Origin of the sequence: Curtobacterium sp. MCSS17_007, assembly GCF_003234175.2 — a bacterium.
Classification (GTDB): Bacteria; Actinomycetota; Actinomycetes; order Actinomycetales; family Microbacteriaceae; genus Curtobacterium.
The window spans coordinates 187,552-212,517 of the sequence record NZ_CP126257.1 but is presented as its reverse complement, the minus strand read 5'-3'; the positions used below and the strand labels follow the sequence as shown (position 1 = coordinate 212,517).

The following is a 24,966-nucleotide window of genomic DNA, read 5'->3' as shown; positions in this document are numbered from 1 at the left end:
GGCCGGGGCTCAGCGCCGCCGGGCCGCCGACACGAGCGCGTCGTGCTCGACGTCGGTCAGGCCGGCGCCGTGCGGGTGCTCCGGTCGTCCGGCCTCCCAGCGCAGGGTGTCCGCGAGCGTCTCGGCGAGCGGACGGAGCGTGAGTCCGGTGGCACGCGCCCTGGCGTTCGACCGGTCGGACAGGCCCTGCCAGTCCGCGTCCGGCAGCCAGAGCGGGAGCGACCGGGGTCCGGACCACGGGGCGACGTCGTGCTCGGCGAGCCACGCGTCCGACACCGGTACCGTCGGGACGCCGTCCTGCGCGGTGTGCTCCGCGGTCGTGGCCCGCAGGGCGACCGCGCGTGCCGTCGCGAGGAGCGCTCCGAGCGGCACCGCCTCCCCCGTCACGTTCACCGGTCCGCTGGCCGCGGCCGCGTCCCGTGCGGTGGCCTGCCGGAGGAGCCACGCGGCGAGGTCTCGGACGTCGACGACGGAGGTCGGGTGCGTCGACGGCGACCCGTCGTCCGCCGCGGGGACGAGCACCGCGCCACCGGTCTCCGCCGCGCGGGCGAAGCGCCACGGCCAGTGGCCGCTGCGACCGGTGTGGTCGCCCGGACCGCCGATCAACCCGGCGCGGGCGAGTACGGCACGCTCCGGCCCGACGGCGTCGAGGACCGCGTGCTCGCAGGCGACCTTCGCGGCGCCGTACTCGGCCGGGTCGTCGGACGGCGCGAGCACGGGGGCGTCCTCCGCTGCCTGGCGTCCGGCGTGCGACGCGTAGACGCTCACCGTCGACACGAGGAGGAAGCGGTCGGTCGCCCGTCCGAGGTCACGGGCGGCACGCCGGACGTGCTCCGGCGTCCGCGAGACGTCGAGGACCGCGTCCCAGTGCTCGGCGGCGACGTCGGTGAGTGCTCCCTCGTCGTCACGGTCGACGACGAGTGAGCGGGCGCCGTCGGGGACGCCGGACCCGCGCGCGGCGCAGACGACGTCGTGGCCGGCGGCGAGCGCCTGCTGCACGAACGTCCGACCGAGCCAGGCGGTACCGCCGAGGACGAGGATGCGCATGCCGACCAGCCTGCACCGTCCCGTCGTCGCGAGACCGGTCGGCTCAGACGGACGCGGCCGCCTGCGCGGTGCCGCGGCGAGCCAACAGCAGGTCGGCCACGGCCGCGACGACCACCAGCGCCGCGGCGAACGCCGGGAACAGCATCGCCGTGTCGGCGCCGGCACGCTCGGCGACCTCGCCGACGACGGCGGACGCGATCGACTGCCCGACGATGACCGCCGAGCCGAGGATCGTCATGGTCGTCGCCGAGCGGCCGACCGGCGAGCGGTCCGACCCGAGGCTGTACTGCGCGACCAGGGTCGGGCCGATGCCGATGCCCATCACGCCGAGCACGAGCGCGACCGCCACGACCGAGTCCGCCCGGCTGAAGGCGAGCGCGCCGCCGAGCAGCACGACACCGAACACGAGCCACCGCCAGGCGACCCCGAAGCGCTGCGGGAACGCGGCCGACCCGAGGGCGAGGGCCGCGGAGCCGATCCCCATCACGCCGTAGAGGAGGCCGGCCTGGGACGGCTCGCCGTGCTGCTCCATGAAGGCCGTCAACGAGGTCAGCGTCGACCCGAAGAACAGGCCGATGCCGAGGATGCCCGCGACCACGACGAGCAGGCGCGGGCGGAGGAGCTGTCGGGCCGGCGCACGGGTCTCCTGCGCGGGACCGCCGACGACGAGCGCACCGGTCGGGTGCAGGGCGAACGCGGTGACGAACACGAAGGTCAGCGCGGACGCACCGGCGACGGCGACCCACGGGGCGATCGCACTGGCGAGCAGGCCGACCAGGAACGGACCGACGATGAAGACGGTCTCGTCGGCGGCGGACTCGTACGCCATGGTCCCGCTGAACACCTTGTCGCGTCGGGCCGGCGACATGCGCTGTCGGACGATCGCGACGAGTCGCGTGCGGGACATCGGCGCGACCTGCGGTGCCGTGGCACCGATGCAGAACGACATCGCGAGGACCGCGAGGTCGGGTGCGGTGCTCGCGACGACGAGTGGCAGGACACCGAGCAGCACGGCGTTCGCGAGCCCGACGGGGACGAGCACGGCGCGCTGGCCGAACCGGTCGGCGGCGGCACCCACGAGGGGCCCGAACAGCGCCGACCCGATGCCGACGAACGCGGAGTTGATGCCGCCGAGGGCGACGGAGTCACGGGAGGCGACGACGAGCGTCAGGACGCCGACGACCATCATCGCGAAGGGGAGACGGGCGACGAACGCGATCGGGAAGTACCAGCGACCGGCGAGGGAGACGAGGGACGCGTCGGAGCGTCGTGGTTGGAGCATGGGGGTGTGCCTTCTGGGGCCCGGCCTGATCGGGCAGCGGGCCCATCGGGTGCCGCCGTTGTCCGTCGGGTGCCGACGGCCGGTAGTTACACACTGCTTGATATGTTGCCCGCCAGTGTAGCAGGGGTGGCCGGACGGCACACGGGAGCACCCGGCCCGGCCGTAGGATCTCGACCATGGTCCAGATCGAGCCAGCGGCGGTCGAACCCGTGGCGGTCGATCCCGCGGAGGCCGAACCGACGCAGACCGACCCTCGGCCGAGGCCGACCGACCTGCTCTCCATCGGCGAGGTCGTCCGGCGCACGGGCGTCGCCGCGTCGGCCCTGCACTTCTGGGAACGCAAGGGCCTGATCCACCCCGATCGCACGACGGGCGGCACCCGGTTGTACCCGCGGCACGTCGAGCGTCGGATCGCCATCATCCAGGTCGCCAAGCGGCTCGGCATCCCGCTCGCCGAGGTCGCCGAGCAGTTCGCCGCACTGCCCGCCGACCGCATGCCGTCGCTGCGTGACTGGGAACGCCTCAACGAGCGGTGGCGAGCGCGGCTCCGGGCCCGTCAGCTCGAGCTCGAACGGCTCCAGCAGGAGATGACGCAGTGCATCGGCTGCGGCTGCGTGTCGCTGGGCGCGTGCCTGGTGGTCAACCCCGGCGACGCGATGGGCGCGGACGGCCACGGTGCGCGTCGGCTGCTCCCCATCGAGGACGACCCCGCGGGACCCGACGGCTGACGGTCAGCGCCGGACCGGGACGGCCGCGCCGCCCGGCCGCAGGAACGGGATGCGGTGCATGATCCAGTCCACCCAGACCACCCGTGCCGCCGGGGCGACGGCGAGGGCCCAGAGGATCGACGCCGCGGCGTCCGTCGGGTAGTGCACGGCGTCGACGGAGACCGCGAGGAAGACGACCACGATCGCCACCACCCCGGCGGCACGCGCGGTCCGGTGCCACCGGGTCTCGCGGACGACCCAGACGAGCGCGATGACGAACGCCGTGATGTAGACCGTGTGCCCACTGGGGTAGCCGGGGTCCGGCTGCACGGGGAACGGGTGCGGCAGCAGGGCGACGTCCGGGCGAGCACGGTGGACGATCTCCTTGACGACCGCGGAGGGCAGCCAGGTGATCGCGATGGTCATCCCGAAGGCCAGCGCCGGTCGGACGTCGCGCGCCCGCCACCAGATCACCCCCGCGACGACGAACGTGATCGCGATCGCCGGGACCGGGCTGATGACGTGGTACACCGCGGTGGCGACGGCCCCGACCACGCCCACGTGCAGGGTGTTGAACGCCTTCGCGAGCCCGATGTCGACGGAGCCGAGGAAGAAGCCGATCACGGTTAGCACGAGGACGGTCCCCACGGCGACGGCGACGGTCGCCAGCGGGTACGGGTTCGGCTCGAGGATGCCGACGACGTCGGCCCTCCTGCGGCGGCGCTCGGGATCGGTGCTCATCCGTCCATCGTCGCAGGGCCGCATCCGGCTGCCCGGGGCGTCGACCCGCCCGGAGATGGGAGAGCACACAGGCCCGACGTCCGGTGCTTCGACTTCGCAGTACCTAGCATGGGGTGGTGACCGACACCGCACCGCCCCTCGACCCCGCCCAGCTCGGCGCGTACTTCTCGCTCATCGAGGTCAGCAGCCTGCTCCGGCACACCGTCGAGCAGCAGCTCAAGGACGCCGGCGGCCTGAGCTACGTGCAGTTCCAGCTGCTCGCGACCCTCGGGGACGCCCCGGAGGACGGCCTGCGCATGACCGACCTCGCCGACGGGATCGTCCACAGCAGGAGTGGCCTGACGTACCAGGTGGGGCTGCTCGAGCGGGACGGCCTGGTCCGGCGGTCGCCGTCGGTCGACGACGAGCGCAGCACGACCGTCTCCCTGACCGACGCCGGGCGTGAGGTGCTCGGCGCCGTCTTCCCCGGCCACGTCGAGGTGCTCCGGCAGCTCTTCCTCGAACCGCTCTCGCCGGACGACGTCGCATCGCTCGCGGACGTGCTCGGTCGGGTGCGCGACCACATGCGCACGATCCCGCCGCGGTCGGCGCGGCCCCGACGGAAGCGCGACTGAGTCGTCAGTCCTCGACGTCGAAGACGACCACCCGGCTGCTGCCCGCGCCGATGTGCTCGGCCACCGGCCGGTGCTCCGGGTGCGGCAGGTAGGCGGCGAGTGCGTCGCGGTCGCGGAAGCGCACCGTGAGCATCCAGTCGAAGCCGCCCTCGAGCCCCTCGGTGCTGATGCTCGGCCCCGAGTGCACGGACTCCACCCCGTCGATGCGGGGCAGGTGCTCGCGGCAGAGTTCGTCCGTCCGCCCGACGTGTTCGCCGGCCTGCTCCCCGTCCCACTGCACCAGCACCACGTGCGTCACACCTGCCATGGACATGCTCCCGTCGTCGTCGCCCACACTGGCACCGGCGCGCTGGGACACCACACCGCCTGTGTCCGCACCCAACCACGCGACCTACGGTCGGCCGGGTACGAGACGGCACGACGAGAGGAACACCATGGCAAGCGGAGTGGCAGCGGTCTGGGTACCGGTCGGTGACATGCAGCGCGCGGTCGCGTTCTACCGCGACGCGCTCGGCCTCGAGGTCGCGAGCGAGTCCGACGACTGGAGCGAGATCGACGCGAACGGGCTGCGCATCGGGCTGAACGGGCGCGAGTCGGCGAGTGCGTCGAGCGGCGGCGGCGCGGTCGTGTCGTTCCAGCCGGACGGCGACATCGAGGACGAGGTGGCCGACCTGCGGTCGAAGGGCGTCGAGTTCGCCGGCGGGATCAGCGAGCACCCGTGGGGCAAGATCGTCCCCTTCCAGGACAGCGAGGGCAACGACCTGCAGCTGTACTCGCCGCCGCAGGGCTGACGGCCGGACGGACGGGAGGCGCGTGGCGGACCCGCCACGCGCCTCCCTCGCAGGCTCGGTCGGCGCGCCCCGCACAACGCTTCGCGTCGCCGCTGAGCGGGGCGCGCCCGTCCGTCGTCGGCCGGTCTAGAAGGCGGGCGTGCCGCCGGCGATCGTGATCGTCGAGCCGGACTGGTAGCTCGACTCCGGGCTGACCAGGTGCACGTACGCGGCACCGAGCTCGGCGGGCTGACCGGGACGGCCGAACGGCGACTGCTCGCCGAAGTGCGACACCGTCTCGGCATCGTCGGAGCCGGGCTGCAGGGGCGTCCACACCGGCCCCGGAGCGACCGAGTTCACGCGGATGCCCTTCGGGGCGAGCTGCTGGGCGACGGCCTCGGTGAAGGTCTTCACGGCGCTCTTCGAGATCGCGTAGTCGATCTTGTCGGGCGACGGGGTGGCGGCCTGGATCGAGCCGGTCGTGACGATCGTCGACCCGGGCTCGAGGTGCGGCACGGCCGCCTGGGTCAGCCAGAACAGCGAGTAGATGTTCGTCTTGAACGTCGAGTCGAAGTGCTCGGTGGTCAGCGAGAGGATGTCGTCGTTGCTGTCCATGCGGCCGGCGACCATGACGAGGGTGTCGAGTCCGCCGAGCTCGTCGACGGCCTTCTGCACGAGGTCCCTGCAGTACTGCTCGTCCGAGATGTCGCCGGGGACGAGGACCGCCTTGCGCCCCTCGGACTCCAGCAGGTCGCGGACCTGCTCGGCGTCCTCCTGCTCGTCGGGCAGGTACGAGAGGACGAGGTCGGCACCCTCGCGGGAGAGCGCGATCGCTGCTGCGCGGCCGATGCCCGAGTCCGCGCCCGTGACGATGCCGCGGAAGCCCGTCAGGCGATCCTTGCCGACGTAGCTCTGCTCGCCGTGGTCGGGTTCCGGGTCCATCTTGTACGCGGCACCGGGCAGCGACTGCTCCTGCTCCGGGAACGGCGGCTTCGGGTAGAGGGAGTTCGGGTCGCGCTTCTCGTACTGGCTCATGGGGCCATGCTGCTCGTGGCCCGCTCCGTGTCGGCCCAGTGGGTGCTGTCACCCGGACGCGGCACGGGAGGGACGGGAGGCACGGTGTCGGCCCGCACCTGGGCTCACGCCGGCCGGTTCCCGGCAGCCGCGCCAGCGGCTGCCGGGCCGTGCCCGGTGGGGAGCCTCCCGCCCGTCACCGGATCACGACGGTCAGACGCCCGCCGTCGAGCGGATCCACGAGGACGACTGCGACAGCAGCGCGTAGTTCGACCCGGCGGTGGTGTTCGCACCCGGGTCCGCGCTGTCCCCGGTGGAGCAGACGGCCACGACCTTGCCGTTGACGAGCAGCGGGCCGCCCGAGTCGCCGTGGTTCGACGCACCGGTGACCCCGGTCACGTGCTGCGCCCGGCCGTTGTAGGCGTCGCGCGTGGACCCGGTCAGCGACACCGTCGCCTGGTAGAGCCCGTCCGACTGCTGCGCGTTCGCACGGAGCCCGTAGCCCTGGATGACGCCGGTGCCGCTCGACTTCGCGGTCGCGGCGAGGTCGAGGGGCGCGTACGTCGAGAGCGTGTACGTGCTGCGCAGGTGCACGAGCGCGATGTCACCGGCCGGGGCGGCGGTCACGCGGTCGACGGCGACCGGGGTGCCGCGGTTCGTGGTGGAGTTCGAGTGGTAGACGTTCATCGCGCCGATGCCGTCGATGCAGTGGCGCGCGGTGAGCACCCACGAGGCGTTGATCTGCTCGCCGGTGCAGTTGCTGACGTAGCCGGACGGGATCGTGCCGCCCGACGCCTCGAGCTGGACCGCCCAGGTCGTGGTGGGTGCCTTCTCGCCGCCGACGACCTCGGTGCCGGCGGGCAGCGCAGAGGCGGGAGCGGCGGCGAACACGCCGCCGGCGACGACGGCCACGGCGGCGAACGCCGCTGCGAGGGTGTGCTTCATGTTGACTCCTCGTTCTTCGATCCTGCTCCGTTGCAGGATGCAACCAGGAGGCCATCCTGACCCCCGGTCGGGGGCCCCACCAGTCCGCACTTCCACCGACAGCACGGACACCGGGGCCCCACCGTCGGCACGACGACGGCAGGACGACGGCGGTTAGCATCGGGAGTCCGGCCGCGCGGCGTCCCCGCGGTGGCACGACGTCGACGACGCCCGCGAACCCCAGGAGCCTGCCGCGTGACCCCTGCACCACCCACCCCCGTCGCGCTCGAGATCGCGGTCACCTCCGCTGCCGGTGCACGCGTCGCCCGGGACGCGGACGCCGACCGCGTCGAGCTCTGCGTCGGCCTCGAGCTCGGCGGCTTGACGCCCTCGCAGGCCCTGGTCGAGACGACCCACGAGACGGGCATCCCCGCGCACGCGCTGGTGCGGTGCCGCCCCGGTGACTTCGTCTACGACGCCGACGAGCTCGCCCTCATGGAACGCGAGGTCCGCGCGGTCCTGCGGTCCGGCGCGGCGGGGGTCGTGGTCGGCGCGCTGGGCCCGGACCGGTCGCTCGACGAGGACGCGCTCCGCCGCTTCGTGGACGCCGCGCGCTCGGTCTCCGCGCGGGCCGAGGTCACGCTGCACCGCGCCGTCGACCACGCGGTGGACCCGGTCGCGACGGCCGCCCGGCTCGCCGATCTCGGCGTCACCCGGGTGCTGACCTCGGGCGGGGCCTCGAGCGCCTCGGCGGGCGCGAGCACGATCGCCCGCATGGTCGACGCCGCCGGACCGGTGCAGGTGATGGCCGGGGCGGGTGTCCGGCCGGGCGACGTCGCCGCACTGGTCGCGACCGGGGTCGCCGCGGTGCACCTGTCGGCGAAGCGACCGGTCGCCGCGGGGAACCACGGCGGCGTGCCGATGGGCAGCGGCGACGACGGTTCCGCGCACACCGTCACGGACGGGGCCGTGGTGGCGGCCGCGCGGGCAGCACTCGACGCCGCGGCCTGATCCGCGTGGGCGCGCCCGCCGGACCCCACCTCAGTCGAGTGCCACCACCCGGTCGGCGGCGGCGATCACCGCCGGGTCGTGCGCCGCGTGCACGACGACGACGCCCGCGGCGGCCTCGTCGGCGAGCGCCGCGGTGACGAGCGCCGCGGACGCCTCGTCGACCCCGGCCGTGGGTTCGTCCACGAGCAGCACCGGGGCGCGTTGCGCCAGGCCGAGCGCGACCAGGGTGCGCTGCCGCTGTCCGCCCGACAGCTCGTCGAGCGGGCGGTCGGCGAGGTCGGTGATGCCCATCCGGTCGAGTTGCACGTCGACGATCCCGCGATCGGCGCGCCCGAGGGGACGCCACCAGGCCCGGTCCCGCCACCGCCCCATGGTCACGGTCGAGCGCACGGTGAGCGGCAGCGCGGTGGGCGGGACGGCCTGCGTCACGTACGCGACACCCTCGGACGGGAGGCCCGTCACCTGCCCGCCGACGACGACCACCACCCCGGCGAGCGCGTCGAGCAGCGTCGACTTGCCGGAGCCGTTGGCCCCGGTCAGCGCGGTGACGGCCCCGGCGGGGAACGTCGCGTCGAGTCCGTCGAGCACGGTCCGGTCACCACGGCGGACGACGAGTCCGCGGACGTGCAGACCGGGGGTCGCTGGTGCGGAGCTCCCGGTGGTGGGGGTCACGGCGGCTGCGGAGGACACCTGAGCACGCTATCAGTATCGATAGTCGTTTTCATGTAGCGTCTCGGACCGTGACCTGGCTGACCGACCCGTTCTCCGTCGACTTCATGCTGCGCGCCCTCACCGGCGGCGCACTGGCGGCGGTCCTCTGCGCGGTCGTCGGCACGTGGGTACTCGTCCGCGGGATGGCCTTCCTCGGCGAGGCCCTGGCGCACGGGATGCTCCCCGGCGTCGCGGTCGCCACCCTGACGGGGATCCCCGCGGTGCTCGGTGCCGCCGTGAGCGCCGGCGTGATGGTGCTCGGCGTCGGGGCGCTGCGACGGCGCGCCCGGCTGTCGTACGACACCTCGATCGGCCTGCTGTTCGTCGGGATGCTCGCGCTCGGGGTCATCATCGTGTCGTCCTCGCGGTCCTTCGCCACCGACGTGACGGCGATCCTGTTCGGCGACGTGCTCGCCGTCACCCGCGCGGACCTCGGCGGGCTCGCCGTCGCCGTCGCCGTCGCACTCGTGCTCGCCGTCGCGTTCCACCGGCCCTTCACCGCGGCGGCGTTCGACGTGCGCAAGGCCGCGACGCTCGGGCTCCGCCCCCGGCTGGCCGAGGTCGTCCTCGTCGGGCTCGTCACGCTCGCCGTCGTCGCGTCGTACCGGGCGGTCGGCACGCTCCTGGTCGTCGGGCTCCTGCTCGCACCGGCCGCCGCCGCACGGGCGTGGACCCGGCAGGTCGGCTCGACGATGCTCCTCGCCGCTGTGGTCGGCACCTCCGCGGTCGCCGTGGGCCTGCTCGTCTCCTGGCACGCCGGGACCGCCGCCGGCGCGAGCATCGCCGCGGTCGCCGTCGCCGCCGTCCCCGTCTCGCGGGGGCTCGCCGCCCTCGTGCCGCGCCGCATCCGTGAGCCGCGTCCGGTCCGCATCCCGGCCCAGCCACGAGCACAAGCACAAGCACCAGCACCAGCACCAGCACCAGCACCACGAGAGGGAGCATGAACGAGCCCACCACCCGGCGCGCCCCCGCGCGCCTCCTGACCACCGCGGCGATCGCCGCCGGCCTCGCGATCGGCCTGACCGCCTGCTCGACCGGCGGGTCCTCGGGACCGGCGGCCGACGACCCGACCGCCACCGCGAAGCCGCACGGCTACGTCGAGGGGGCGAGCGAGGCCCAGGAGCCGCAGGTACGCCTCCTGGCCGTGTCCGCCACCGGCGCGACCGCGGTCCACGACCTGCTCGGCGGCGAGACCACCGAGCTCGACCGCATCGACGCGCCGGAGCACTCCGCGACCGACGGACGGTTCCTCGTGACGAGCACCGGCGAGCGCACGACCATCGTCGACGGCGGCGCGTGGACGGTCGACCACGGCGACCACACGCACTACTACGCGGCCGAGCCGCGGGTCGTCGGCACCGTCAGGGGCGGCGGCCCCGTCGAGGTGCACTCCTCGGAGACCACGACGACCATCACCTGGCCGGACCGCGGCGAGGCCGTCGCGCTGGACCGGGCGGCGCTCGGGCAGGGTGACGTCGAGGAGACCGCACGGGTCGACGCGACCGTCCTGCTGCCGTTCGGCGAACAGCTCGTCGCCGGCACCACCGACGGCGTCCGCGTGCTCGACGCCGACGGTGCACCCGCCGGCGCCCAGCAGGCGTGCGCCGACCCGGCCGGCGGCATCGTCACGCGGGCCGGCGCGGTGGTCGGCTGCGCGGACGGCGCCGTGGTCGTCGACGCGGACGGCGGTGCCGCGACCGTCGCCCTCCCCGCCGGAGCCGATCGACCGACCGCGTTCTCCGCCCGGTCGGGTCGGCCGACCGTCGCCGGGCTCGCCGGTGACCGCGGCGCCTGGCTGCTCGACAGCCGCGAGCGCTCGTGGCGTCTGGTCGAGACCGAACGGCCGCTGCGTGCCGTGACGGCGGTCGACGACGAGGACGAGCACCTCGTCGCCGTGGACGACCGGGGCCGGGTCGTCGTGGTGACGGCGTCCACCGGCGCCGTGGCCACGACCGACCCCCTCGTCGACCCGGACGGACGGCCGCTCCTGCAGCTCGACGCCCAGCGCGCGTACGTGACCGACGCGAGCGGCGCGCGCGTGCACGAGGTGGACTTCGCGGACGGCGCCCGCGTCGCCCGGTCGATCGACCTGCCCGCAGCACCGGTCGCCTTCGCCGAGGTGGGGCTCTGATGCGCCGCGCACGGATCGCCGCCGCCCTCGCGCTCACCGTCGGGGTCGTCGCCGCCACCGCGGGGTGCTCGTCGGCGGGCTCCGACCGACCGCTCGTCGCCGTGACGACGAACATCCTCGGCGACGTCGTGACCGAGGTGGTCGGGGACGCTGCGGACGTCATGGTGCTCATGCCGCCGGGAGCGGACCCGCACTCGTTCGAGGTGTCGGCGCAGGAGGCAGCCCGGCTCCGGGCCGCCGACCTGGTCGTCGAGAACGGGCTCGGGCTCGAGGAGGGCGTCGCCCGGCACGTCGAGGCCGCGGCGTCCGACGGGGTCCCGGTGTTCACGGCCGGCGACCACGTCGAGGCGCTCGAGTGGACGACCGAGGACGACAGTGGACCGGACCCGCACCTGTGGACCGACCCCGCGCGCATGGTCGACGTCGTCGAGGCGCTCGACGGCGCACTCCGCGACGCCGGCGTCGAGCCGAGCGGCACGGACGCGTACCTCGACGAACTGGCCGCGCTCGACACTGCCATGTCCGACGCGTTCGAGGGGATCCCGGAGGACCGACGGGCCCTCGTGACGAACCACCACGTGTTCGGGTACCTGGCGGACCGGTACGGCTTCCGGGTCGTCGGTGCCGTCATCCCGAGCGGGACCACCCTGGCGTCGCCGAGCGCGGCGGACCTGCGCGACCTCGCGTCGGCGATCGACGAGGCCGGCGTCCCGACGATCTTCGCCGACCTGTCGCAACCCGCGCGCCTGGCCGAGGTGCTGGCCGACGAGGTCGACGTGCACGTGGAGATCCGCTCGCTCGCCACCGAGTCGCTCACCGAGGACGGCGACGCGTCGACCTACCTCGGGATGATGCGGTCGAACACGTCGGCGATCGTCGACGGCCTGTCGATTTCTTGATGAGAATGAGAATCAGTACAGTGAACGGCATGACAACTCTGCGCACCACGCTCGCGCCCGCAGCCCTGCTCGGCGCCGCAGCCCTGGTCCTCACCGGCTGCTCGACCACCCCGGCCGACGCGGAGGCCGAGGGCAGCCGCACCACGAAGGCCGCGGCGGCCGACGGCGACCGGATCGTCCTCACCTACGACGGCGGCCTGCTGACCCTCGACCAGGACCTGCAGGTCGTCGCCGACGACGCGATCGACGGCTTCACCCGCGTGAACCCGGCCGGCGACGGCCGCCACGTGCTGGTCACCGTGCCCGAGGGCTTCCAGGTCCTCGACACCGCCGCCGACCCGGCCCTGACCGACGCGGTCTTCCCGGCCGACACCGGCGGTCACGCGGTCGTGCACGGCGACACGACCGCGCTCTTCGCCGACGGCAGCGGCGACGTCACCGTCTTCGAGCACGACGACCTCGACGGCGCGACGCTCCCCGAGGTCGAGACCACGGAGTCCGAGGCCGCCCACCACGGCGTCGCGATCGTGCTCGAGGACGGCACGCTCCTCACCACGATCGGCACCGAGGAGTCCCGCTCCGGCGTCCGCGCCCTCGACGAGAGCGGCAAGGAGCTCACCCGCTCCGAGGACTGCCCGAGCGTGCACGGCGAGGGCGCGGTGCAGGACGAGGTCGCCGTCTTCGGCTGCACGGACGGCGCCCTGGTCTACCAGGACGGCGCGTTCACGAAGATCGACGCCCCGACCGAGTACGGCCGCACGGGCAACCTGTTCACCACCGAGACGAGCTCGATCGCGGTCGGCGACTACAACGACGACCCGGACAGCGAGGGCTACCTGCTCGACCAGGTCGCCCTGATCGACGCCGCGTCCGGCGAGTACCGCGTGACCGACATGCCGGAGGGCGTCGGCTTCACCTTCCGCGACATCGCCCGCGGCCCGGACGACGAGGCCGTGATCCTCGGCTCCGACGGCGCCCTGCACACGTTCGACGTCGAGACCGGCGAGCCCATCGAGACGTTCGACGTCATCGACGCCTGGGAGGGTCCGGCCGAGTGGCAGGACGCCCACCCCGCACTCAAGGTCGTCGGTGACGTCGCGTACGTGACCGACCCCGCGGAGCGGAAGCTCCACGCGGTGGACCTCACGACCGGGAAGGTCGTCGCCTCGAGCGACGAGCTGCCGGGCGTCCCCAACGAGATCGCGGTCGCCTGACCGTCGACAGCACCACCTGACGGACGGGAGGCGCGGTACCAGCCGGTACCGCGCCTCCCGTCCGTCGCGTGGTCGGCTCGCTGCGCAACCCCGCTCAGCCGTTCTAGCACGCTCGTACTACCATGGCACTCGTGAGCACAGTCGTACCCAGAAGACCACGTCGGCGTCGAGTCGCCCTGGCGGTGGCCGCCGCCCTCCTCTGCCTCGTCCCGCTCCTCGGTGCCGGCTACGAGCACCTCAGTGCGGCAGCCGGCCGTGCGTCCCACCCGGCGCCGGGCCGGATGGTCGACGTGGGCGGCCACCTGCTCCACGTGGTGCAGCGTGGCACCGGCGGGCCGACGGTCGTCCTCGAAGCCGGGAGCGGCGAGGCGGCATCGGGATGGGAGGCGGTCACGGACCGGCTCGCTCCGACGACGACCGTGGTGGCGTACGACCGCGCCGGCATCGCACGCAGCGAGCCCTCGCCCCGACCGCGGACGGCCCGAGCGGTGGTCGACGACCTCCGCACGGCGCTCCGCACGATCGGCGCACCGCAGCCCTACGTCCTGGTCGGACACAGCCTCGGCGGGCTCTACGTCCGCGAGTACGCGCGTGAGCACCCCGGAGAGGTCGCCGGTCTCGTGCTGGTCGACGCCCGCCCCGAGGACGATGCCCGGCGCACCGCGCACCTGCTGCCCGACGGCGCCGGAGCGGGGACGATCCCGCCGTGGGTCGGACGCTCCCTCCACGCCGTCGGCGCCCTGCGCATCGGAGGAGGAGCCCTGCTGGACGGGATGGTGCCGCCGGCAGGCCGTCGCGAGTTCCTCGACGTCACCGCGTCGCCCACCTACTTCGCGACGAAGCAGGCCGAGGCGGACCACATCGCACCGACGGAACGAGCGCTCCGCGGCCAGGACCTCGGGAGCCTCCCCGTCCGGGTGATCGCCCGTGGCGTGCCCCAGGACTACGCCGCCGCCGGGATCGACACCGCGACGGGACGACGCCTCGAGGAGATCTGGCAGGACGGGCAGCGCCGCATGCTGCACCTGTCGTCCGACAGCACCCTCGTGGTGGCCGGCGGCAGCGGCCACATGGTCCCCACCGAGCGGCCCGACGTGGTCGCGGACGTGGTCCGGGCGCTGGTCAGGGAGCTCCGGGCCGGAGCGTGAGCGGGGCCGCGAGCGACGTCGCCCGCCCCGGTCACACGACGGCGGGTCGCCACATCGAGATCGGCGCAGCGTCGCCCACCCCCGTGATCGGAGCGCCGTCGCCGAACCCGTGCCGCCGGTAGAGCCGCCGGTTGTGCGGCGTGGACGACTCCAGGTACGCGTCCTGCCGCCGGCGGTCGACCCGGTCGAGGGCGTGCTCGAGCAGGAGTCCCCCGACACCCCGACCACGTGCGGCCGCAGCGACCCCGATCTCCGCCAGGTACCAGTGCGGGGCCGCGGGGCGCGCGCGGTCCATGCGACGCAGGTGTCGGACGGCACGCAGCGCACCGCCGACGCCGAGCACCCGGAGGAACGCCGGGACCTGTGCGACGAAGGACTCGACGGCACCGGCGTGCGGACGAGGGGCCTCCCAGAGCGCGGCACCGACGATCCGCTGCCCGTCGAGCGCGACGTCGAGGGCGCGTGACGTGGCGGGGACCGATCTGATGAGCGCGGTGAACAGGTCGCCGAGCACGGCGATGCGGTCCTCGCCGGGGCGGGGCGGGCGGAACTCGAGCAGGACCGGGTCCTCGGCGAAGGCCTCGGCCAGCACGGCCGCGGCGGCGGCGACCTCGGACTCGGACGCAGGGCGGACGGTGATCGTCATCGGGGCTCCTCACGAATCTGGCCATGTGGCCGAATCCAGCATGCCGAGGAGTCCTGGGGCCACGCCGTACGCTGCCTGTGTGATCGAGGAGCAGCGCCCGCGTGGGTACCGGAGCCGCGCCGACCGTCGTGACGAGCTCCTCGACGCCGCCGCACTGGTCGTCCGCGACTCCGGGCTGCCGGGCCTGACGACGCGGGCGGTCGCCGACCGGGCCGGGGTCGCCCACGGCGTGGTGCACTACGTGTTCGGTGCCCGGCGGAACCTCGTCGTCGCGCTGCTCGAGCGGCAGGCGCGTGACGTCCTGCCCCGGGTGCTCGCCGCCGCCGACGCGCATGGCGACCTGCTCGGCGCGCTCGACGCGGGGATCGGCGCCTGGCTCGACCTGGTGCGGCAGGAGCCCGAGCGGTTCCGGCTGCTCGAGGCGGTGAGCGGGACCGCCCTCGACGGCGACGACGCACTCGCATCGGCGGAACGCACGCTCTGGCACGACGGGATCGCGTCCGGGATCAGCCGGTGGTCCGTGCGGCACGGGGTCGAGCTCGCGGAGCCGACCGCGGTGGTGGCGGACGCCGTGCTCGCCCTGGTCGACGGTCTCGGCCGGGCGGCCTGGAGCGACCCCGACGGCCATGCGACCGAGCGTGCCCGCCGGCTGCTCGTCCGCGGACTGGCAGCCACGCTCGTGCCCTGACCCCGGCGAGCGGGCCGTCGGGGCGCACCGGGCACAGGACCGGACCAGGACGGCACCGCGACCGCGCTCAGAGCCAGGTGCGCGCGACCACCCAGCCGTCCCCGTCGGGCACGATGTCGACGACGACCGCGTCGCCCTCGTTGCTCACCTGGAAGCGCCACCCCACCGTGCGCTCGGGCGCGTGGGTCATCGCCGACGGCAGGAACTCCGCCGTCGCCGTCAGCCGCGTCGGGGTGTCGCTCACCCGCCAGCGACGGTCACGCCACACCATCCGGTCCGGCACGCCGCGCTCCCACCACACCGTGGCGACCTCGTGCGTCAACATCATCTCGACCTCCCGATTCGAACGTGTGTTCGAATGGTAGACCACCACCAGGACACCGGCGAGGGTCGCCGGCGTGGCGGCGGTCCGCGGACACCGACCGAGCCGGAGCCGTCATCGGACAGCAGTCATCCGGGTGGACGCGGCACGATGGGGACCCGGGAACACCTGCGCCCGAGCGCCGGTTGCACCCGGTGATGCCGCAGCCAGCGGTACGACGACCCCCAGGAGGCCACCATGACCACGACCGAGACCGCCATCCTCGCCGGCGGGTGTTTCTGGGGAGCGCAGCAGCTCCTCCGTCGCCGTCCGGGTGTCATCAGCACGCGCGTCGGCTACTCCGGCGGTGACACCCCGGACGCCACGTACCGGAACCACGGCGACCACGCCGAGTCCGTCGAGATCGTCTTCGACCCGGCGCAGATCTCGTACCGCGACCTGCTCGAGTTCTTCTTCCAGATCCACGACCCGTCCACGAAGGACCGGCAGGGCAACGACGTCGGCCGCAGCTACCGCTCGGCGATCTTCTTCACGGACGACGAGCAGCGCCAGGTCGCGCTCGACACCATCGCCGACGTCGACGCCTCGGGCATCTGGCCGGGCAAGGTCGTCACCGAGGTCGAGCCCGCGGGTGACTTCTGGGAGGCCGAGGAGGAGCACCAGGACTACCTCGAGAAGTACCCCGCCGGGTACACCTGCCACTTCGTGCGCCCGGGCTGGAAGCTCCCGCACCGCGACGAGGCCACCGCGAACGCGTGATCGCGGCGGTCGCGTGACGACGTGACCACACGACGAACGGGAGGCTCCCCACCGGTCCGGTGGGGAGCCTCCCGTTCGTCACGTCCTGGGTCGACGACCAGGGCGACGGGGGCAGCGTCGGACCCCACGACGCGAGGAGGCCCACCGTGGCGATCACACCCGGCGTACCGGACCGGAAGGCCGGCACCACCCCACCCGGCGAGGGCAGGGGCTTCGAGCTGGCGCTCCTCGACCGCGGTGCCGCCGTGCTCCAGCAGCACGCGCCGCTGAAGGGCTTCGACGTGTACGTCGTCGGCTTCCACTGCGTCAAGGGCGAACCCGACCTGCAGATGGAGGCGCACCACTACTGCAAGGTCGTCAACGGCGAGATGCTGCAGTGCGTGCTGTTCGACGGCAACACGGCCGACGCGAACCTCATCGGCATCGAGTACATCGTGTCCGAACGACTCTTCGCCTCGTTGCCCGAGGACGAGCAGCCGTCGTGGCACCCGCACAACCACGAGGTGTTCTCCGGCGAGCTCGTGGCGCCGGGCCTGCCGGTCGCCGTCGAGACCGAGCTCATGGGGCACCTCGTGAACTCGTACGGCAAGACCTGGCACACCTGGCACAGCACGCCGATGGGCCCGCACCCGGCCGAACCGCTGCCCACGGGCGACCCGATGCTCATGTGGTCGTTCAACCGCGAGGGCGAGGTGGACAGCGCCCTGCAGCAGGACCGGAACCGGGTGATGGGCACGGACCCCGAGCCGCGGAAGGCCTCGCGGGCGCGGTACCTCGACCGCGCACACCCGCAGCGCGGCGTGCGGACGATGCGCGACGCCTTCACCGGCACGACCCCGACGCCGGGCGTCGTCGACGCGGAGGACGGACAACCGTGACGCCCGGGGTACGCCGCCGACGCCGGAGCACAGACACCGACCACTAGAAGGGCATCATGACCACTTCCTCCCGCACCCCGCTCGGCGTCACGCTCGTCGAGGGCGGCGCCAACGTCGCGCTCTTCTCCAGCACCGCCGAACGTGTGGAGTTCTGCCGCTTCGACGAGGACGGCACCGAACACCGCACCGAGCTCCGCAACCGCACCGGCTACACCTTCCACGACGTGGTGCCCGACGTGACCGTCGGCACCCGCTACGGCTTCCGCGTGCACGGCGCGTGGGACCCGGCGAACGGCCTCCGCCACAACGCCGCCAAGCTCCTCCTCGACCCCTACGCCACCGCCGTCGACGGCTCGTACGAGTGGGGCCAGGCACTGTTCGGCCACGACATGGAGGACCCCGACCAGATCGACGAGACCGACTCGGCGAGCGCCATGCCGAAGTCCGTCGTCGCCGACCGCGCGTTCGACTGGGAGGGCGACACCCTCCTGCGCACCCCGTACCGCGACACCGTCGTCTACGAGGTGCACGTCAAGGGCTTCACGAAGCAGCACCCCGACGTGCCCGAGGAGATCCGCGGCACGTACGCGGGCCTGGCGCACCCGGCGGCGATCAAGCACCTGACCGACCTCGGCGTCACCGCCGTCGAGCTGCTGCCGACGCACCAGTTCGTGCAGGACTCGACGCTCGCCGACAAGGGCCTGCGCAACTACTGGGGCTACAACAGCATCGGCTTCTTCGCACCGCACGACGAGTACTCGTCCTCGGGCACGGCCGGCCAGCAGGTCACCGAGTTCAAGGAGATGGTCAAGGCCCTGCACGCCGCGGGGCTCGAGGTCATCATGGACGTCGTCTACAACCACACCGCCGAGGGCAACCACATGGGCCCGACCCTGTCCTTCAAGGGCATCGACAACCAGGCGTACTACCGCCTGGTCGAGGGTGACGAGGCGAACTACTTCGACACGACGGGCACGGGCAACTCGCTCAACGTGTCGCACCCGTCGGCCCTCGGGCTGATCACGGACTCGCTCCGCTACTGGGTCGAGGAGATGCACGTCGACGGCTTCCGCTTCGACCTCGCGACGACCCTGACCCGTCAGGACGGCGAGGCCGAGAAGCACTCCGCGTTCCTCGACATCATCCACCAGGACCCGGTGCTCCGCGAGGTGAAGATGATCGCCGAGCCGTGGGACACCGCCGGCTACCAGGTCGGTGGGTTCCCGGCCGACTGGTCGGAGTGGAACGGCAAGTACCGCGACGACCTGCGCGCGTTCTGGCGCGGCGACGAGGGCACGCTCGGCGACGCCGTCCAGCGCACGCTCGGCTCCCCCGACGTGTACGAGGGCTCCCGCCGCTCGCCGCTCTGCTCGGTGAACTTCGTCACCGCGCACGACGGCTTCACGCTCGCCGACCTGACGATGTACGCCGAGAAGCACAACGAGGCCAACGGTGAGGACAACAACGACGGCGAGAGCAACAACACGTCGTTCAACGGCGGGATCGAGGGCCCGACCGACGACGGCGCGGTGAACGACTACCGCGACCGCCAGCGTCGGAACTTCCTCGGCACGCTCATGCTGTCGGCGGGCATCCCGATGATGCTGGGCGGCGACGAGATCGCACGCTCGCAGGGCGGCAACAACAACGCGTACTGCCAGGACGACGAGATCTCGTGGTTCGACTGGCAGGCGGCCGACCAGGACCTGCTGGCGTTCACGACGGCGGCGATCGCGTTCCGCAAGGCGCACGAGGCGCTCCGCCCGGAGTGGTACCGCACCGCGCCGGAGCACTCCGACTCGACCGTGCAGGTGCTCCGCGCCGATGCGCAGGGGTTCGAGGAGGGCGACTGGGCCGACAGCGGCAACCGCGCGGTGATCCTCGTGCTGCAGCGCGGGGACGACACCGTCGCGGCGCTGCTGAACGCATCGGACACCACCGTCGAGTTCACGCTGCCGGAGAAGCCGGGCGGCGGCAGCTGGTCGCTCGGTCTGTCGAGCGACCCCGACCAGGCCGTCGAGGGTGACGCGACGACGCTGCTCGTGCGCGACGCGTCCTTCACGGCGCTGGTCTAGCGGGGACGGTCCGCAGGACAGGTCGGACGGGAGGGGCGGTGCCAGCCGGCTCCGCCCCTCCCGTCCGTCACGAGTGAGCCAGATTCATTGGACAGGACTTGTACATGTACACTCATGTCCATGCCCGTCTCATCGAAGCGACGCCTCGTCGCCGACGCCCTCCGCGACGCGATCGCGACGGGCCGGTACCGCGCCGGCGAGCGCCTGCCCGGTGAGCACGACCTCGCCGCGCGCTTCGCGGTGAGCCGCGGCACCGTCCGCGCCGCCCTCGCCGACCTGGCCGACGACGAGTACATCTCGACCCACGGGGGCGCCGGGTCGGTCGTCACGTTCGACGGCGCCGCCCTCGACCCGCGCGGTGGCTGGGCGCGGTCGATCGCCGCCTCGGGCACCGAGGTGACCACCCGCATCCTGCGACTCGCCCGTGTGGACGACCCGCGCCTCCAGGCCGAGGTGGACGCGGCTGGCGCGGCGTTCGTCGTGGTCGACCGACTGCGGACCGTCGTCGGTGGACGGCCCGTGTCGCTCGAACGCAGCACCCTGCCCGCCGTCAGCCGTCTTGCCGCCGCACCGACCGACGGCCTGGTCGACGACTCGCTCACGGCGACCATCGCCGAGGCCGGCCTCGTGCCGGCGACCGCCGAGCAGTGGGTGGACGTCGTGCCCCTCGACGTCGAGGACGCCCGACTGCTCGACCGCCCCGAGGGGACCCCGTTCCTGCGGAGCCGACGCGACTCGCGCACCGCGCAGGGCGCCTTCGTCGAACGCGTCGACAGCCTCCTCGACCCCGACCGCTTCCGCCTGCACATGCGCTTCGGAACCGCACGATGACGACCCGACAGGACACCGTGAACGACCAGCCCCACGCCCTCGCCGCCCTGACGGGTCTGGCGATCGGCGACGCCCTCGGCATGCCGACCCAGTCGATGTCCCTCGCGCAGATCCGCGCCGACCACGGCACGATCACGGGGTTCGTCGACGCCGGACCGCACCAGCGGATCGCCGCCGGCATGCCTGCGGGCACGATCACCGACGACACCGAGCAGGCGGTGATGGTCGCCGGGCTGCTGCTCGAGGGCGACGGACGGCTCGACCCCACCCGCTTCGCCGAGGCGCTCATCGCCTGGGAACGCGGCATGGAGGCGAAGGGCTCGCTCGACCTGCTCGGCCCGAGCACGAAGACGGCCGTGCAGCGGATCCTCGACGGCGTCCCGGCGTCCGAGGCCGGGTCGACGGGCACGACCAACGGCGCCGCGATGCGGATCGCCCCGGTCGGCATCGCCGTGCCGTCCGGGGACCTCGTGCGCCTGGTCGACGCCGTGCAGGACGCGTCGCGCGTCACCCACGACACCGGGATCGGCATCGCCGGGGCGAGTGCCGTCGCAGCGGCCGTGAGCGCGGGCATCGACGGCGCCGGACGCACCGAGGCGCTCGACGCCGCGGTCGCAGCCGCCACGATCGGCGCGGCGCGCGGCAACTGGGTCGCCGGTGCCGACATCGCGGCGCGGACCACCTGGGCGCGCGGCTTCCTGCCGGGCGTGCCCGCCGACGACCGGGTCGACGCCGTGTCGCAGCTCGTCGGCACGAGCGTCGCCAGCCAGGAGTCCGTCGTCGCAGCGCTCGCCCTCGTCGCGCTCGACCTCGACCCGTGGGAGACGGTCTGCACGGCCGCGTCGATCGGCGGCGACACGGACACGATCGCCGCGATGGCCGGTGCCGTGCTCGGCGCCGTGCACGGGCCGGACGCCTGGCCCGCCGACGCCGTCACCGCCGTGACGACCGTGAACCGCCTCGAACTCGGCCCGCTGGTCGACGGACTGCTCGCGCTCCGTCACCGGGCCTGACCCGACGCCGGACGGCGGCGGTCCCCCCTCCGCCGCCGTCCGGTCACCCCCTCCCCCGCAGCACCCTTCCGATGACGTAAGAGGACCCCCATGGCCCAGGACACCACCACACGCTCCGGCGGCACGCTCTCCAGCGGCACGCTGACGAGCGTCGAACAGCGCGGCATCGAGCCAGTGCCCCACGACGAGCGGAACGGCGCACCCGGTGCACTGTTCTGGGTCTGGTTCGCCGCGAACATCTCGATCCTCGGGCTCCCGCTCGGCGCGACCCTCGTGGCGTTCCAGGGCCTGACGATCTGGCAGGCGCTCGTCGTCGCGGTCATCGGCGCCGCCGGCTCGTTCGCGGTCGTCGGCGTGATCTCCATCGCCGGACGACGCGGCGGCGCCCCCGGACTGACCCTGAGCCGCGCGGTGTTCGGCGTCCGCGGCAACATCGGGCCGACCGCGGTGTCGCTGCTGTCCCGCCTGGGTTGGGAGACCGTGAACACCACGACCGCGGCCTTCGTGCTGCTGTCGCTCTTCACGATCCTCTTCGGCACCGACGGCGACGCGAAGGCGAACCCGGCGCTGACGATCGTCGCCATCCTCGTGTTCGTCGTCGCCACCGTGCTCATCTCCGGGCTCGGTCACGCGTTCATCGTCGCCGTGCAGAAGTGGGCGACGTGGGTGTTCGGCGCGCTCAACGTGTTCGTCGCCGTCTTCCTGGTGCTCCGCGTCGACTGGGACGTCGTCGGGTCGCAGCCCACGGGCCCGGCCGCCGCGATGGTCATCGGCATCGGCACCATCGCCGCGGGCACCGGCATCGGCTGGGCGACCGCCGGCGCGGACATCGCCCGGTACACGCGCACCTCGGTGAAGGCGGGCGCACTGATCAGCGCGAGCGCCGCAGGCGCGGGCATCCCGCTCGTGGTCCTGGTCGGTCTCGGTGCCCTCGTCTCCGCCGGTGACCCCACCCTCGCGCAGGCCGGTGACCCGGTGGCGGCGATCCGCGACCTGCTGCCGAGCTGGATGGCGATCCCGTACCTGGTCGCGGCGTTCGGCGGGCTGCTGCTGTCGAACCACCTGTCGGTGTACTCGGCGAGCCTCACGACGCTCACCCTCGGCATCAAGGTCCCCCGGGTGTGGGCGGTCGCCGTCGACGTGGTCGTCACGACGCTCGGCGCGATGTACTTCATGCTCGTCGCCGACGGCTTCTACGCGCCCTTCATCACGTTCATCTCGGTGCTCGCGGTGCCGATCACCGCCTGGCTCGGGGTGTTCATCGCCGACATGGCGAAGCGACGCTGGTACGACCCGGCCGCCCTGCTCGACCTGCGCGCCGGCGGTCGCTACTGGTACCGCGGCGGCGTCGCCTGGGGCGCCCTCGCCGCCTGGGTCGTCGCGATCGTCGTGGGCTTCCTCTTCACCTCGGTGCAGGTCGGCGACGCGGACCCCGTGTTCGTCGGGGCGCTCTCGGACAGCTGGATCGGGGCGAACGGTCTCGGGTGGATCGTGACGTTCGTCGTCGCCGCACTCGTGTACCTGCTCACCGGGGGCGCACGCGGCCAGGTGCGCGCACCCGAGGAGCGCGCGTGAGCCGCCTCGTCTCCGTCGGCAACGTCATCGTCGACATCGTCATGCGCGTGGACGCGATCCCGGAATCCGGCGGTGACGTCATCGCGTCGGCGTCGGACATCACCGCGGGCGGCGGGCTCAACACGATGGTCGCCGCCGTCCGCGACGGCCTGCAGGTGGCGTTCGCCGGGCAGTACGGCACCGGGCCGTTCGGCGACGTCGTCCGCCGCGCACTGGCCGCGTCCGGCGTCGAGGTGCTGCAACCCGGGCGCGATGACGTCGACAGCGGGTACTGCGTCGCGCTCGTCGACGCCTCGACCGAGCGGACGTTCGTCACGAGCGTCGGCGCCGAGGGCCGCCTCGGTCCCGCGGACCTCGACCGCGTCGCACTCCGGCCGGACGACACGGTCGTCGTCTCCGGCTACGGCCTCGCCCACGCCGTGAACGGCCCGGCGATCGCCGACTGGCTGACGACGGTGCCGGACACCGTGCGGGTCGTCCTCGACCCGTCACCGTTGGTCGACACGCTGCCCCCTGCGGTGCTCGGCTCCGTCAGCGCCCGTGCTGACGTGGTCAGCGCCAACGGCCGGGAGGCGCGGCTCATGGCACCGACGGCCGCGGGACTCCCCGAGGCGGTCGCCACGATCGCCGCGTCCGCCCGCGGAACCGCCCTGGTCCGCGACGGCGCAGCGGGCTGCTGGGTCGCTGAGCCGGGGCGCGCCCCGGTGCTGGTGCCCGGGTTCGCGGTCGACGCGGTGGACTCGAACGGGGCGGGCGACGCCCACGGCGGGGTGCTCGTCGCAGCCCTGTCCCGCGGGGCGTCCCTGGTCGACGCGGTGCGACGGGCGAACGCCGCCGCCGCGCTCGCGGTGACGCGGCACGGACCGGCGACGGCACCGACCGCCGCCGAGACCGACGCGTTCCTCGCCGCGCACGCCTGACGCCGGGCCGCTCCGCGCGGAGCGGGTCAGGCGCCCAGGACCCCGGCGGCGTCGGCCGGCAGCTCCGCACGCGTGGGCGGGTCGGCGCCCGGCCGCGACACCGTGACCGCCGCGCAGGCCAGCGCGAGCGACGCCAGCCGCCCGAGCTCGTCGGCGTCGAGGTCGGTCGGGGCAGTCCCGCGGGCGAGCACGCCCGCGAGCAGACCGGCCATGAACGAGTCGCCCGCGCCGATCGTGTCCGCGACGTCGACGCGCGGCGCCGGGGACGTGGTCCGCGCACGGGCCGAGGCCACCGCGCAGCCGGAGCCGCCGAGCGTCACCGCGGCGAGCGCCGCCCCGTGCGCCAGCAGCCCGTCGAGCACCTGGTCGACGTCGCGGTCCGGCCAGAGCCACGCGGCGTCCTCGTCGCTGAGCTTGACGACGTCGGCCTCGGCGAACAGCGGCTCGAGCGTCGCGAGCACGGCATCGCGGTCGGGCGTGATCGACGGACGGACGTTCGGGTCGAGGGAGACGAGGGCGCCCGCCGGGCGGGTGCGGAGCGCCTCGAGCACGGTCCGTGCGCCCGGCTCGAGCACGGCACCGATGGAGCCGACGTGCACGAGCGGCGCGCCGGCCGGCACCCGCACCGGGTCGAGGCGCCAGTCCAGGTCGAACTCGTAGTCCGCACCACCGTCCGCGCCGATGGTGGCCACCGCGGTGGAGGTGCGCTCGATCGCGGTCGCGTCCACCTCGACGTCGCTCGCACCGACGTGCGCGCGGATCGACGCGCCGCGGTCGTCGTCGCCGAGCGCGCACACGAGCCGTGCGGTCCGGCCGAGGCGGGCGAGGCCGACGGCGACGTTCATCGGGCTCCCGCCCGGGTGCTCGACGCGCCCCTCGGGACGGTCGACCACGTCGACCAGGGCTTCTCCGATGACGATGACGGGGTCCATGGCACCAGCCTCCCAGAGCCGACGGCCGTGCGACGTCGGCCTGTCCGCTCGTCCCCCGGGTGGTCTGCGGACGCACGGCCGCGGCGGAGTTGACTGACGGACCCGGCACGCCCC

Annotated in this window: 27 protein-coding genes; 17 read left to right on the top strand and 10 right to left on the bottom strand. The window is 73.6% G+C overall.

Features of this window, described 5'->3' with window-relative positions; all coding sequences use genetic code 11:
- Nucleotides 1-9: 9 nt before the first annotated feature.
- On the bottom strand, nt 10-1,047 hold the full coding sequence (locus DEJ22_RS01080) for an NAD-dependent epimerase/dehydratase family protein (protein ID WP_111228007.1): 1,038 nt from the start codon (nt 1,045-1,047) through the stop codon (nt 10-12).
- A 43-nt stretch (nt 1,048-1,090) separates the two neighbouring features.
- Nucleotides 1,091-2,329 carry an MFS transporter gene (locus tag DEJ22_RS01075; RefSeq protein WP_111228006.1) on the bottom strand — a complete coding sequence of 413 codons (1,239 nt, stop codon included), beginning with the start codon at nt 2,327-2,329 and terminating at the stop codon, nt 1,091-1,093.
- A gap of 176 nt (nt 2,330-2,505) precedes the next feature.
- On the opposite strand from DEJ22_RS01075, the gene soxR reads away from it, so the two are divergent.
- Nucleotides 2,506-3,057 carry a redox-sensitive transcriptional activator SoxR gene (soxR, locus tag DEJ22_RS01070; protein WP_258379704.1) on the top strand — a complete coding sequence of 184 codons (552 nt, stop codon included), beginning with the start codon at nt 2,506-2,508 and terminating at the stop codon, nt 3,055-3,057.
- 3 nt (nt 3,058-3,060) lie between these two features.
- Here the strand turns inward: soxR and DEJ22_RS01065 are convergent, their stop codons facing one another.
- Nucleotides 3,061-3,777: a phosphatase PAP2 family protein gene (locus tag DEJ22_RS01065; protein ID WP_181430957.1), complete on the bottom strand. Its 717-nt coding sequence runs from the start codon at nt 3,775-3,777 to the stop codon at nt 3,061-3,063.
- 116 nt (nt 3,778-3,893) lie between these two features.
- On the opposite strand from DEJ22_RS01065, the gene DEJ22_RS01060 reads away from it, so the two are divergent.
- Nucleotides 3,894-4,391 carry a MarR family winged helix-turn-helix transcriptional regulator gene (locus DEJ22_RS01060; protein ID WP_111228052.1) on the top strand — a complete coding sequence of 166 codons (498 nt, stop codon included), beginning with the start codon at nt 3,894-3,896 and terminating at the stop codon, nt 4,389-4,391.
- 4 nt (nt 4,392-4,395) lie between these two features.
- Here DEJ22_RS01060 and DEJ22_RS01055 read toward each other — a convergent pair whose 3' ends face one another.
- Complete coding sequence (locus tag DEJ22_RS01055) at nt 4,396-4,704, bottom strand: Dabb family protein (RefSeq protein ID WP_146241796.1); 309 nt, start codon at nt 4,702-4,704, stop codon at nt 4,396-4,398.
- 121 nt (nt 4,705-4,825) lie between these two features.
- Here DEJ22_RS01055 and DEJ22_RS01050 point away from each other — a divergent pair, with 121 nt between their 5' ends.
- Nucleotides 4,826-5,182, top strand: a complete 357-nt coding sequence (locus DEJ22_RS01050) for a VOC family protein (protein ID WP_111228003.1) — start codon at nt 4,826-4,828, stop codon at nt 5,180-5,182.
- 126 nt (nt 5,183-5,308) lie between these two features.
- On the opposite strand, the gene DEJ22_RS01045 is transcribed toward DEJ22_RS01050, so the two are convergent.
- Nucleotides 5,309-6,196, bottom strand: a complete 888-nt coding sequence (locus tag DEJ22_RS01045) for an SDR family oxidoreductase (RefSeq protein WP_111228002.1) — start codon at nt 6,194-6,196, stop codon at nt 5,309-5,311.
- A 192-nt stretch (nt 6,197-6,388) separates the two neighbouring features.
- Nucleotides 6,389-7,120, bottom strand: coding sequence for a S1 family peptidase (locus DEJ22_RS01040; RefSeq protein WP_111228001.1), 732 nt, complete (start codon nt 7,118-7,120; stop codon nt 6,389-6,391).
- Nucleotides 7,121-7,354: 234 nt separating this feature from the next.
- Here DEJ22_RS01040 and DEJ22_RS01035 point away from each other — a divergent pair, with 234 nt between their 5' ends.
- The gene (locus DEJ22_RS01035; protein ID WP_111228000.1) at nt 7,355-8,110 is read left to right on the top strand and encodes a copper homeostasis protein CutC; all 756 of its coding nucleotides are present in this window, start codon (nt 7,355-7,357) and stop codon (nt 8,108-8,110) included.
- A 30-nt stretch (nt 8,111-8,140) separates the two neighbouring features.
- Here the strand turns inward: DEJ22_RS01035 and DEJ22_RS01030 are convergent, their stop codons facing one another.
- Nucleotides 8,141-8,800, bottom strand: coding sequence for a metal ABC transporter ATP-binding protein (locus DEJ22_RS01030; RefSeq protein ID WP_258379703.1), 660 nt, complete (start codon nt 8,798-8,800; stop codon nt 8,141-8,143).
- A gap of 50 nt (nt 8,801-8,850) precedes the next feature.
- On the opposite strand from DEJ22_RS01030, the gene aztB reads away from it, so the two are divergent.
- From aztB to DEJ22_RS01005, 5 genes are all read left to right on the top strand, one after another.
- Nucleotides 8,851-9,765: a zinc ABC transporter permease AztB gene (gene aztB, locus DEJ22_RS01025; RefSeq protein ID WP_111227999.1), complete on the top strand. Its 915-nt coding sequence runs from the start codon at nt 8,851-8,853 to the stop codon at nt 9,763-9,765.
- Complete coding sequence (locus DEJ22_RS01020) at nt 9,762-10,952, top strand: ABC transporter (RefSeq protein ID WP_111227998.1); 1,191 nt, start codon at nt 9,762-9,764, stop codon at nt 10,950-10,952. Before aztB ends, DEJ22_RS01020 begins: the two co-directional genes overlap by 4 nt.
- Nucleotides 10,952-11,851 carry a metal ABC transporter substrate-binding protein gene (locus tag DEJ22_RS01015; RefSeq protein WP_111227997.1) on the top strand — a complete coding sequence of 300 codons (900 nt, stop codon included), beginning with the start codon at nt 10,952-10,954 and terminating at the stop codon, nt 11,849-11,851. Before DEJ22_RS01020 ends, DEJ22_RS01015 begins: the two co-directional genes overlap by 1 nt.
- 29 nt (nt 11,852-11,880) lie before the next feature.
- The gene (locus tag DEJ22_RS01010) at nt 11,881-13,065 is read left to right on the top strand and encodes a hypothetical protein (protein ID WP_111228050.1); all 1,185 of its coding nucleotides are present in this window, start codon (nt 11,881-11,883) and stop codon (nt 13,063-13,065) included.
- A 131-nt stretch (nt 13,066-13,196) separates the two neighbouring features.
- The gene (locus DEJ22_RS01005) at nt 13,197-14,213 is read left to right on the top strand and encodes an alpha/beta fold hydrolase (RefSeq protein WP_220033797.1); all 1,017 of its coding nucleotides are present in this window, start codon (nt 13,197-13,199) and stop codon (nt 14,211-14,213) included.
- Nucleotides 14,214-14,244: 31 nt separating this feature from the next.
- On the opposite strand, the gene DEJ22_RS01000 is transcribed toward DEJ22_RS01005, so the two are convergent.
- On the bottom strand, nt 14,245-14,859 hold the full coding sequence (locus tag DEJ22_RS01000; RefSeq protein WP_111227995.1) for a GNAT family N-acetyltransferase: 615 nt from the start codon (nt 14,857-14,859) through the stop codon (nt 14,245-14,247).
- Between the two features lie 79 nt (nt 14,860-14,938).
- On the opposite strand from DEJ22_RS01000, the gene DEJ22_RS00995 reads away from it, so the two are divergent.
- On the top strand, nt 14,939-15,547 hold the full coding sequence (locus tag DEJ22_RS00995; RefSeq protein ID WP_181430956.1) for a TetR/AcrR family transcriptional regulator: 609 nt from the start codon (nt 14,939-14,941) through the stop codon (nt 15,545-15,547).
- A gap of 67 nt (nt 15,548-15,614) precedes the next feature.
- Here the strand turns inward: DEJ22_RS00995 and DEJ22_RS00990 are convergent, their stop codons facing one another.
- Nucleotides 15,615-15,875, bottom strand: a complete 261-nt coding sequence (locus tag DEJ22_RS00990; RefSeq protein WP_111227993.1) for a hypothetical protein — start codon at nt 15,873-15,875, stop codon at nt 15,615-15,617.
- A 231-nt stretch (nt 15,876-16,106) separates the two neighbouring features.
- On the opposite strand from DEJ22_RS00990, the gene msrA reads away from it, so the two are divergent.
- The 7 genes from msrA to DEJ22_RS00955 all read left to right on the top strand — a co-directional run bounded on the left by msrA (nt 16,107) and on the right by DEJ22_RS00955 (nt 23,920).
- Nucleotides 16,107-16,628 carry a peptide-methionine (S)-S-oxide reductase MsrA gene (gene msrA, locus DEJ22_RS00985; RefSeq protein WP_111227992.1) on the top strand — a complete coding sequence of 174 codons (522 nt, stop codon included), beginning with the start codon at nt 16,107-16,109 and terminating at the stop codon, nt 16,626-16,628.
- 146 nt (nt 16,629-16,774) lie between these two features.
- A complete protein-coding gene (locus tag DEJ22_RS00980; RefSeq protein WP_258379702.1) occupies nt 16,775-17,506 on the top strand; it encodes an OBAP family protein in 732 nt (243 codons plus the stop codon).
- Between the two features lie 56 nt (nt 17,507-17,562).
- Nucleotides 17,563-19,581 carry a glycogen debranching protein GlgX gene (glgX, locus tag DEJ22_RS00975; protein ID WP_111227991.1) on the top strand — a complete coding sequence of 673 codons (2,019 nt, stop codon included), beginning with the start codon at nt 17,563-17,565 and terminating at the stop codon, nt 19,579-19,581.
- A 120-nt stretch (nt 19,582-19,701) separates the two neighbouring features.
- Nucleotides 19,702-20,412 carry a GntR family transcriptional regulator gene (locus tag DEJ22_RS00970; protein WP_220033795.1) on the top strand — a complete coding sequence of 237 codons (711 nt, stop codon included), beginning with the start codon at nt 19,702-19,704 and terminating at the stop codon, nt 20,410-20,412.
- Complete coding sequence (locus DEJ22_RS00965; protein WP_111227989.1) at nt 20,409-21,425, top strand: ADP-ribosylglycohydrolase family protein; 1,017 nt, start codon at nt 20,409-20,411, stop codon at nt 21,423-21,425. The genes DEJ22_RS00970 and DEJ22_RS00965 overlap by 4 nt, the downstream gene beginning before the upstream one ends.
- Nucleotides 21,426-21,515: 90 nt before the next feature.
- Entirely contained in the window at nt 21,516-23,000 is a 1,485-nt protein-coding gene (locus DEJ22_RS00960; protein WP_111227988.1) for a purine-cytosine permease family protein, read from the top strand.
- A complete protein-coding gene (locus DEJ22_RS00955; RefSeq protein ID WP_111227987.1) occupies nt 22,997-23,920 on the top strand; it encodes a PfkB family carbohydrate kinase in 924 nt (307 codons plus the stop codon). The genes DEJ22_RS00960 and DEJ22_RS00955 overlap by 4 nt, the downstream gene beginning before the upstream one ends.
- 26 nt (nt 23,921-23,946) lie before the next feature.
- Here DEJ22_RS00955 and DEJ22_RS00950 read toward each other — a convergent pair whose 3' ends face one another.
- Nucleotides 23,947-24,852 (bottom strand): carbohydrate kinase family protein, encoded by a 906-nt coding sequence (locus tag DEJ22_RS00950; RefSeq protein ID WP_111227986.1) that lies wholly within the window; start codon nt 24,850-24,852, stop codon nt 23,947-23,949.
- Nucleotides 24,853-24,966 lie beyond the last annotated feature (114 nt).

Bases quoted from the DNA above. Each gene is read 5' to 3' on its own strand.
- DEJ22_RS00990 (WP_111227993.1), bottom strand. From the start codon at position 15,875: ATGATGTTGACGCACGAGGTCGCCACGGTGTGGTGGGAGCGCGGCGTG.
- DEJ22_RS00970 (WP_220033795.1), top strand. From the start codon at position 19,702: ATGCCCGTCTCATCGAAGCGACGCCTCGTCGCCGACGCCCTCCGCGAC.
- DEJ22_RS01050 (WP_111228003.1), top strand. From the start codon at position 4,826: ATGGCAAGCGGAGTGGCAGCGGTCTGGGTACCGGTCGGTGACATGCAG.
- DEJ22_RS01080 (WP_111228007.1), bottom strand. From the start codon at position 1,047: ATGCGCATCCTCGTCCTCGGCGGTACCGCCTGGCTCGGTCGGACGTTC.
- DEJ22_RS00960 (WP_111227988.1), top strand. From the start codon at position 21,516: ATGGCCCAGGACACCACCACACGCTCCGGCGGCACGCTCTCCAGCGGC.
- msrA (WP_111227992.1), top strand. From the start codon at position 16,107: ATGACCACGACCGAGACCGCCATCCTCGCCGGCGGGTGTTTCTGGGGA.
- DEJ22_RS00965 (WP_111227989.1), top strand. From the start codon at position 20,409: ATGACGACCCGACAGGACACCGTGAACGACCAGCCCCACGCCCTCGCC.
- DEJ22_RS01010 (WP_111228050.1), top strand. From the start codon at position 11,881: ATGACAACTCTGCGCACCACGCTCGCGCCCGCAGCCCTGCTCGGCGCC.
- DEJ22_RS01055 (WP_146241796.1), bottom strand. From the start codon at position 4,704: ATGTCCATGGCAGGTGTGACGCACGTGGTGCTGGTGCAGTGGGACGGG.
- DEJ22_RS01020 (WP_111227998.1), top strand. From the start codon at position 9,762: ATGAACGAGCCCACCACCCGGCGCGCCCCCGCGCGCCTCCTGACCACC.
- DEJ22_RS01040 (WP_111228001.1), bottom strand. From the start codon at position 7,120: ATGAAGCACACCCTCGCAGCGGCGTTCGCCGCCGTGGCCGTCGTCGCC.
- DEJ22_RS01065 (WP_181430957.1), bottom strand. From the start codon at position 3,777: ATGAGCACCGATCCCGAGCGCCGCCGCAGGAGGGCCGACGTCGTCGGC.
- glgX (WP_111227991.1), top strand. From the start codon at position 17,563: ATGACCACTTCCTCCCGCACCCCGCTCGGCGTCACGCTCGTCGAGGGC.
- DEJ22_RS01075 (WP_111228006.1), bottom strand. From the start codon at position 2,329: ATGCTCCAACCACGACGCTCCGACGCGTCCCTCGTCTCCCTCGCCGGT.
- DEJ22_RS01015 (WP_111227997.1), top strand. From the start codon at position 10,952: ATGCGCCGCGCACGGATCGCCGCCGCCCTCGCGCTCACCGTCGGGGTC.
- DEJ22_RS01000 (WP_111227995.1), bottom strand. From the start codon at position 14,859: ATGACGATCACCGTCCGCCCTGCGTCCGAGTCCGAGGTCGCCGCCGCC.
- DEJ22_RS01045 (WP_111228002.1), bottom strand. From the start codon at position 6,196: ATGAGCCAGTACGAGAAGCGCGACCCGAACTCCCTCTACCCGAAGCCG.
- DEJ22_RS00950 (WP_111227986.1), bottom strand. From the start codon at position 24,852: ATGGACCCCGTCATCGTCATCGGAGAAGCCCTGGTCGACGTGGTCGAC.
- soxR (WP_258379704.1), top strand. From the start codon at position 2,506: ATGGTCCAGATCGAGCCAGCGGCGGTCGAACCCGTGGCGGTCGATCCC.